The following is a 6,357-nucleotide window of genomic DNA, read 5'->3' as shown; positions in this document are numbered from 1 at the left end:
ATGGCAAAAGTGGTCATCAGCGTTACCGTCGTCAGTCATGCAAACACGGATGGCTACAGGGTTTACAACGACGAACTTCCAAAAGTAAAACACATTGTTAGCAAGCTGTATACACAGCGTATTGAGCGTGCACATCTGACACTGCGTAACCGATTGCAACGGCTCAATCGCAAGACGCTCGGATATTCAAAATCATCCGAAATTCACGATAGGATCATCAGTACTTACATCGAACGCGAGTACTACGTTTGATGCTATATCAACTCATTGAATACACGACCCTCAGTTAGCGCTAATCCTTGACGATTTATCCCAGCACATGATGAAAGAAGAACGCATCCTGTTCCCCATGATCGAGGCGGGTATGGGCGCACAAGCTTCAGGACCGATCTCGGTGATGGAACATGAGCATGATGATGCTGGGCAACAACTGGAAGTGGTGAAAAATCTTACCAACAATATGACGCCACCGGAAAACGCCTGCAATACTTGGAGCGCGTTGTACGCTGGTATCAATGTTTTTATCAGCGACCTGATGGAGCATATCCATCTGGAGAACAACATCCTGTTCCCTCTCGCGCTACGCGGCGAGTAGTTTCGCAACCCGCAGTACTCTGGTTGCAGGATGAAATAGGCTATCCTGCAACCGCCTTGTCGAATGGCTATTTTTATTAACCCTATTTTCGTTACCAACGAATAGATTGACCTCTTCCCTTTATTCAGCACCAGCGTAAAGTAACGTTTTCGGACCTTCTTCTCCTTCAAAAGAGATCAAATGTCGCCAAAAAACAGGATACATATCTTAGGTGCCTCGGGCTCCGGCACAACGTCCATTGTCAAATGCCTCGCCGAGCGGGTGGGTTATCAACACCTCGATACCTATAATTTTTATTGGCGCGACACATCCCCTCCCTATACGGTGGCAAACGAACCGCAAGAAAGGCAGTTACAACTCGCTGGCGCACTGAAAACACACGAACAATGGATTCTCAGCGGCTCGCTGTGTGGCTGGGGAGATATCTTTATCCCGAGCTTTGAACCCGTTATCTACGTCTATGTTAAGAATGAAAAACGCCTTGAACGGCTCAAGCAAAGAGAACAAATGCGATTTGGGGACGACATTTTGCCCGGAGGCGAGCAGCATGGACGATATCAGGCATTTATTGAATGTGCGGCAGGTTATGAAACCACGGTGGATATTAGTCGAAAAGCACTTCTGCACAAACAGTGGTTGGAGAAAATCCCCTGCCCTGTCATCCACATCATGAAGAAAGCACCGCTGACGAAGCCGTAAGCGATATAGTGTCACAGTGGGCATTGAACCCGCCCGTTTGAACCGTATTTATCAGCGTTTGCAGGGAGCATCACCCAACGCACCCCGCACCTGCATTAGAGGATTTCCAGCAGTTCCACTTCGAAAATCAGTGCGCTGAACGGCGGAATAGATGCGCCTGCGCCGCGTTCGCCATACGCCAGGTTATGCGGAATATAGAGTTCCCATTTGGAACCGACCGGCATCAGCGTCAGGGCTTCAATCCAGCCAGGAATAACGCCGCTCACCGGAAACTCTGCCGGCTGCCCGCGCTGCACGGAGCTGTCAAACACGCTGCCATCGATCAGGCGGCCCGTATAGTGCACACGCACGCTATCTTGACGTGCGGGGATCGCCCCCTCCCCCTGGGTCAACACGCGGAATTGCAAACCGGACTCAGTCTGGTTGACGCTGTCTTTACCGGCATTGTCTGCCAAGAAATCTTGACCTTCAACGGCCAACGCTTGCTGGCGCTCACGGCGCACCGAATCAGCACGTTCATGAATTTCACGCAGCGCACGATGTACAACATCCACAGGCACGGCGGGCGCATTGCCTGCCAGTGCATCACGCAGACCTGCCACCAGGGCTTCAGGGATCAACCCTTCCAGGCCAGACTCTTGCAACTGTTGACCAACCTGCAAACCAATACCGTAACTGGCCTGCGCCTCAACGCTCTCGTAAGAAGGGGTGCTCATGGATGTTCCTCATTGTGTAAAAAAATGAAAACGCAGCATAACAGCGCTGGACGGCAGGGTAAAATCTTCTGTGTGATCGTTATACCCGTCATACTTCACGTTGCAGAGACGTTGGCAGTGCGCAGATCCCGCGAAAGTCGGCGCACAATCGAGAAAACCGACTCTACCAGTATGAAAGGCGAGCGAATACCATGCCCTATTCTATACTAAGGGTTCCACTTTCTCTCAAATTTGTTACCTTAAGCATCAACACGTTAGCGATTATGACTCTTGTATTACTTTCGTTGGCGCGTTACCTATATACTGTGCAGATTTACAGGTTGCTATCGTTGCGAGAGAGGTCACCATGGGCAGAATCGCGCCTAGGAAACGAGTAGCCCCCGCAAGGGATTATCAAGCGCTGATTCGCAGCGTTCTACGCGTTCTTCCGCGTTTGCCTTTGGCTTGGGCCGAAAAACAGCGTAATGCGCCCTCTCTCCTTCTGTCAGCACTGCTTAAGCGTGTGCGTGATCTATTGAGAGGACTGTGGCATCACCCTGACGGCTACCACTGGATGGATCCGTTGCCTGCCTTCCACCGCCGTGCGATTCTGATTGCCTTCGCACTGCTGCTGATCGCACTATTGTGGCCCTATTCGCCGCCAACATCGCGGACTCCGTCATCTGCCACCCCCATCACACTCAATGAATCAGCACCAATGCACGCTAACCTAGCAGACAGCACACCAGCCCCGGTAGAGCCAGCCGCGCCAGCCTGGCAGACTTACCCGATTGCCGCAGGACAAACGCTGGCACAGCTGTTCAGGGATAATAACCTGCCCGTCAACGACGTTTTCGCAATGGCCCAGGTGGAAGGAAGAGATAAGCCACTGAGCAACCTACGTGCCGGGCAACAGGTCAAACTGCGGCTCAATGCGCAAGGAATGGTGTCTGAGTTGGAGATTGAAACAGCGGATGGCCAGCGGGTGCACTTCACGCGCCAATCCGATGGCGTATTTCTTCGTACGCGTTAAGGTCTGTTCAGACGTTACACTGCGCGAGCAGAAAATCCCGTAGTACCTGCGCATGATTGCGCTGTGGATCTCTGCTGCCATAGAGCAATGTGACTTCACCAGAGCACGAAAGTGCCGACGTAATGATCTGCCAATGGCGTTGTTGTGCCAGTTCGGCGCGATACTGCGCAACAAAAGCGTCCCACGCGTCTGGCGCTGCGTGGAATGCCTGACGCAGTGCTGTGCTGGGCGCAACCGCTTTAAGCCACTGCGCACCTTCCAGCCGCTCTTTTCGAACACCGCGTGGCCAGAACCGGTCCACCAGAAACGTGGGGTGCGCAAAAGGCCCTTGCACATCATAAACCCGCTGTAAATGAATGTGCGGTACATCAGTGGCTGCGGACATAACGATAACCTCCAGTCATAAACCAAGTTAGCATACGCCCAATCACCGTTGCAGTGCCTACTGATAGCCCATAAAACGCAAAACGCCGACCCGAAGGTCGGCGTTTCACGCATAACGCTCAGCGCCCGAAGGCACCGTGGCATTGCTTATTCAGCAACAACCAGCACGTTCAGCGTAGCGAACACATCGCTGTGAACCTGGAAGCTCACTTCGTGGTCGCCCAGTGTACGCAGTACACCGTTAGGCAGGCGAACTTCGCTTTTAGCGATAGCAACGCCAGCAGCGGTGACAGCATCAGCGATGTCACGCGTACCGATAGAACCGAACAGTTTGCCTTCGTCGCCAGCTTTGGACGCGAGGGTAACAGTACCCAGTTCAGTCAGTTGCGCAGCACGCGCTTGAGCAGCAGCCAGAACATCAGCAAGTTTGGCTTCCAGTCCTGCGCGACGCGCTTCGAAGAACTCAACGTTTTTCTTGGTTGCAGGCACAGCTTTGCCCTGCGGAACCAGGAAGTTACGAGCATAGCCCGCTTTAACGTTTACCTGATCACCCAGGCTGCCCAAGTTTGCTACTTTATCAAGCAGAATAACTTGCATTACCTTATCCTCTCAAAGTCTCGTTAGTGGACTGTGGCCGATTACTGATGACGATCAGTGTACGTCAACAAAGACAGGTAGCGCGCGCGCTTGATAGCACGGGCCAGTTGACGCTGATACTTGGCACGAGTACCGGTGATACGGCTCGGGACAATTTTACCACTTTCAGTGATGTAGTTTTTCAGCGTTGCGATATCTTTATAGTCGATCTCTTGAACGCCTTCCGCGGTGAAACGGCAGAACTTGCGACGACGGAAATAACGTGCCATTTGGCTAGTCTCCAGAATCTATCAATTCAATCTGCTCGGCATGTAACACCAGTTTGTTCGGCCCATTGCGCCCTTGATGGCTGCAAATAAAGCCCTGAACCCTGATGTGCATACCGACCGTTATACTGTGGGTAATTGCTTGAGACTCACGTCCGCTGACAATCACGGGCATACGACACCATGCTTGCCGACGAAGTCCGGCTTCCTCCTGTACCGAGCGGTGCTCAAGCACAAACTGGCAGTGAGGAATGCCCGACGGGCTGACCTTTCGTACCGGTGCCTTGCATATCATGCCAGACAGTTCCAGACGATTAGCGGTCGCCACGGCAATTACTCTTCAGAATCCCCAGCTTCAGCATCATCACCGGCTTCAGCGTATTCATCACGACGCTCACGGCGTTCGTCTTTCACTTTCACCATCGGAGACGCTTCAGTTACAGCGTGTTTGGTACGCATAACCATGCTGCGGATAACGGCATCGTTGAAGCGGAAGTTAGTTTCCAGCTCATCGATCACTTCCTGCGGAGCTTCAACGTTCAGCAGAACGTAGTGTGCCTTGTGCAGTTTGTTGATCGGGTAAGCCAGCTGACGGCGGCCCCAGTCTTCCAGACGGTGGATTTTTCCTTCTGAACCAGTGATAGCACCAGTGTAGCGCTCGATCATGCCCGGAACCTGTTCGCTTTGGTCAGGATGGACCATAAATACGATTTCGTAATGACGCATCGAATAGCTCCTTACGGATTTTTCAGCCTCCTGTCAGGGTCAGCCGCGGCCCATGGAAGCAAGGAACGTGTATATGCGGCTGAAAAAAATGACGCGCCAGTATACTTAGACCCGTGAATAAGCGCAAGGCGTTCTCTCGCCGTTTTGTCATGGCCTCAGTGTTGCTTTTTGGAAACAAAACTTACAAAAATCAATACAAATAACGTATTATTAACGAGTTAGCGCCAATAATCGTGATATATCTCTCAGTTACCCGATACGACCGTTTGCCAGCCTCAGTGTTAACGTCGACAATTTTTATCATCCAATCCGGGCTGCTCTCTCCAGAGGAACCGTTGTTCAACAACGATGACAGGTGCATGCCATGATAAAAAACCAAACGCTTCACGATGCCAGTCATGCCCAGCTTCTGCTGGAAAAGCAGCGAAAAGCGCGTTTTTACCCGGCTTTCCATCTCGCTCCCCCCCCACCCACAGGCTGGATGAACGATCCTAACGGGTTGGCGTACTGTGATGGCCGCTATCATGTGTTTTATCAGCACCATCCTTACGATGAACACTGGGGGCCCATGCATTGGGGGCACATGACGAGCCACGATCTGGTGCACTGGAAGCATCAACCCATTGCGCTGGCACCCGGCGACGCCTTCGATAGGGACGGTTGTTTTTCCGGTTGCGCCGTGAATGACAATGGCCTTCTTACGCTTATCTATACCGGCCACGTGTGGTTACAGGGTGTCGGTAATGACGGCGCGATCCGCTAGGTACAATGTATTGCCAGCAGCGAAGATGGCCTCCATTTCACCAAACACGGGGGTGATAGTCACCCCGCCCGACGGCATCATGCATTTCCGCGACACCAAGGTCTGGAAGCAGAATGGCCGCTGGTTTATGGTGGTTGGCGCGCGTGATACTCATTATAGGGTGCAGGTATTGCTTTACAGCGGCACCTCTCTATTTTCCAATGGCGTCTGGAATGGGTGTTGGCTAAAGCCGATCGCTGGTTGGGCTATATGTGGGAGTGCCCAGATTTCTTCCAGCTTGGGGATAAATACCTGCTGATGTTTTCACCGCAGGGCATGACGCCCGAAGGCTATCGCTACCGTAATCGCTTTCAGAGCGGGGCTTTGTTGAATAAATCAGAACTCGTAACGACTGCGCCCCATACGGGTCGATTGTTACGTGATGCGAATACTGTTCGGCATTCCTGATAGCGTGATCCGGTTAAGCGCTTTGACCATGGTCATGGCTTCACCCACCTGAGCATCGTAGTCTCTCAGACTTAGATGACCACCCAGAAGCCTTTTGAACCGGAACATGGCCGTTTCAGCCACTGAGCGCCGGTGATAGCCCACTTTCTTTT

9 protein-coding genes and 3 pseudogenes are annotated in these 6,357 nt (G+C 52.3%); 5 read left to right on the top strand and 7 right to left on the bottom strand.

The annotated features are described in order from the left end of the window. From QZ506_RS19190 to QZ506_RS19180, 3 genes and pseudogenes are all read left to right on the top strand, one after another. Window positions 1-252: IS1 family transposase (locus QZ506_RS19190; protein ID WP_291973174.1), on the top strand; the 252-nt coding region annotated here is incomplete at its 5' end. Between the two features lie 31 nt (window positions 253-283). Continuing rightward, window positions 284-595 (top strand): annotated as a pseudogene (locus tag QZ506_RS19185) (hemerythrin domain-containing protein); the annotation flags it as partial. Window positions 596-775: 180 nt separating this feature from the next. Next, window positions 776-1,294: an AAA family ATPase gene (locus tag QZ506_RS19180; RefSeq protein ID WP_291973173.1), complete on the top strand. Its 519-nt coding sequence runs from the start codon at window positions 776-778 to the stop codon at window positions 1,292-1,294. Window positions 1,295-1,389: 95 nt separating this feature from the next. On the opposite strand, the gene fklB is transcribed toward QZ506_RS19180, so the two are convergent. Beyond that, window positions 1,390-2,010: an FKBP-type peptidyl-prolyl cis-trans isomerase gene (gene fklB, locus QZ506_RS19175; protein WP_291973171.1), complete on the bottom strand. Its 621-nt coding sequence runs from the start codon at window positions 2,008-2,010 to the stop codon at window positions 1,390-1,392. A 346-nt stretch (window positions 2,011-2,356) separates the two neighbouring features. Here fklB and QZ506_RS19170 point away from each other — a divergent pair, with 346 nt between their 5' ends. Next, on the top strand, window positions 2,357-3,022 hold the full coding sequence (locus tag QZ506_RS19170) for a LysM-like peptidoglycan-binding domain-containing protein (RefSeq protein ID WP_291973169.1): 666 nt from the start codon (window positions 2,357-2,359) through the stop codon (window positions 3,020-3,022). A gap of 7 nt (window positions 3,023-3,029) precedes the next feature. On the opposite strand, the gene QZ506_RS19165 is transcribed toward QZ506_RS19170, so the two are convergent. The 5 genes from QZ506_RS19165 to rpsF all read right to left on the bottom strand — a co-directional run bounded on the left by QZ506_RS19165 (window position 3,030) and on the right by rpsF (window position 4,995). Then, on the bottom strand, window positions 3,030-3,407 hold the full coding sequence (locus QZ506_RS19165; RefSeq protein ID WP_291973167.1) for a DUF488 domain-containing protein: 378 nt from the start codon (window positions 3,405-3,407) through the stop codon (window positions 3,030-3,032). Window positions 3,408-3,553: 146 nt separating this feature from the next. Beyond that, a complete protein-coding gene (gene rplI / locus QZ506_RS19160) occupies window positions 3,554-4,003 on the bottom strand; it encodes a 50S ribosomal protein L9 (protein WP_291973165.1) in 450 nt (149 codons plus the stop codon). 41 nt (window positions 4,004-4,044) lie between these two features. Next, on the bottom strand, window positions 4,045-4,272 hold the full coding sequence (gene rpsR, locus QZ506_RS19155) for a 30S ribosomal protein S18 (RefSeq protein WP_291973163.1): 228 nt from the start codon (window positions 4,270-4,272) through the stop codon (window positions 4,045-4,047). A 4-nt stretch (window positions 4,273-4,276) separates the two neighbouring features. Continuing rightward, window positions 4,277-4,597 (bottom strand): primosomal replication protein N, encoded by a 321-nt coding sequence (priB, locus tag QZ506_RS19150; protein WP_291973161.1) that lies wholly within the window; start codon window positions 4,595-4,597, stop codon window positions 4,277-4,279. Between the two features lie 5 nt (window positions 4,598-4,602). Then, window positions 4,603-4,995, bottom strand: a complete 393-nt coding sequence (gene rpsF, locus QZ506_RS19145; RefSeq protein WP_291973159.1) for a 30S ribosomal protein S6 — start codon at window positions 4,993-4,995, stop codon at window positions 4,603-4,605. Window positions 4,996-5,359: 364 nt separating this feature from the next. Here rpsF and QZ506_RS19140 point away from each other — a divergent pair. Continuing rightward, window positions 5,360-6,118: pseudogene (locus QZ506_RS19140) on the top strand (glycoside hydrolase family 32 protein); the annotation flags it as partial. Between the two features lie 54 nt (window positions 6,119-6,172). On the opposite strand, the pseudogene QZ506_RS19135 reads toward QZ506_RS19140, so the two are convergent. Next, window positions 6,173-6,357: pseudogene (locus QZ506_RS19135) on the bottom strand (IS5/IS1182 family transposase); the annotation flags it as partial.

Origin of the sequence: Candidatus Symbiopectobacterium sp., assembly GCF_020054415.1 — a bacterium.
Taxonomy (GTDB): domain Bacteria; phylum Pseudomonadota; class Gammaproteobacteria; order Enterobacterales; family Enterobacteriaceae; genus Symbiopectobacterium.
This window is presented reverse-complemented; position numbering and strand designations above follow the sequence as displayed.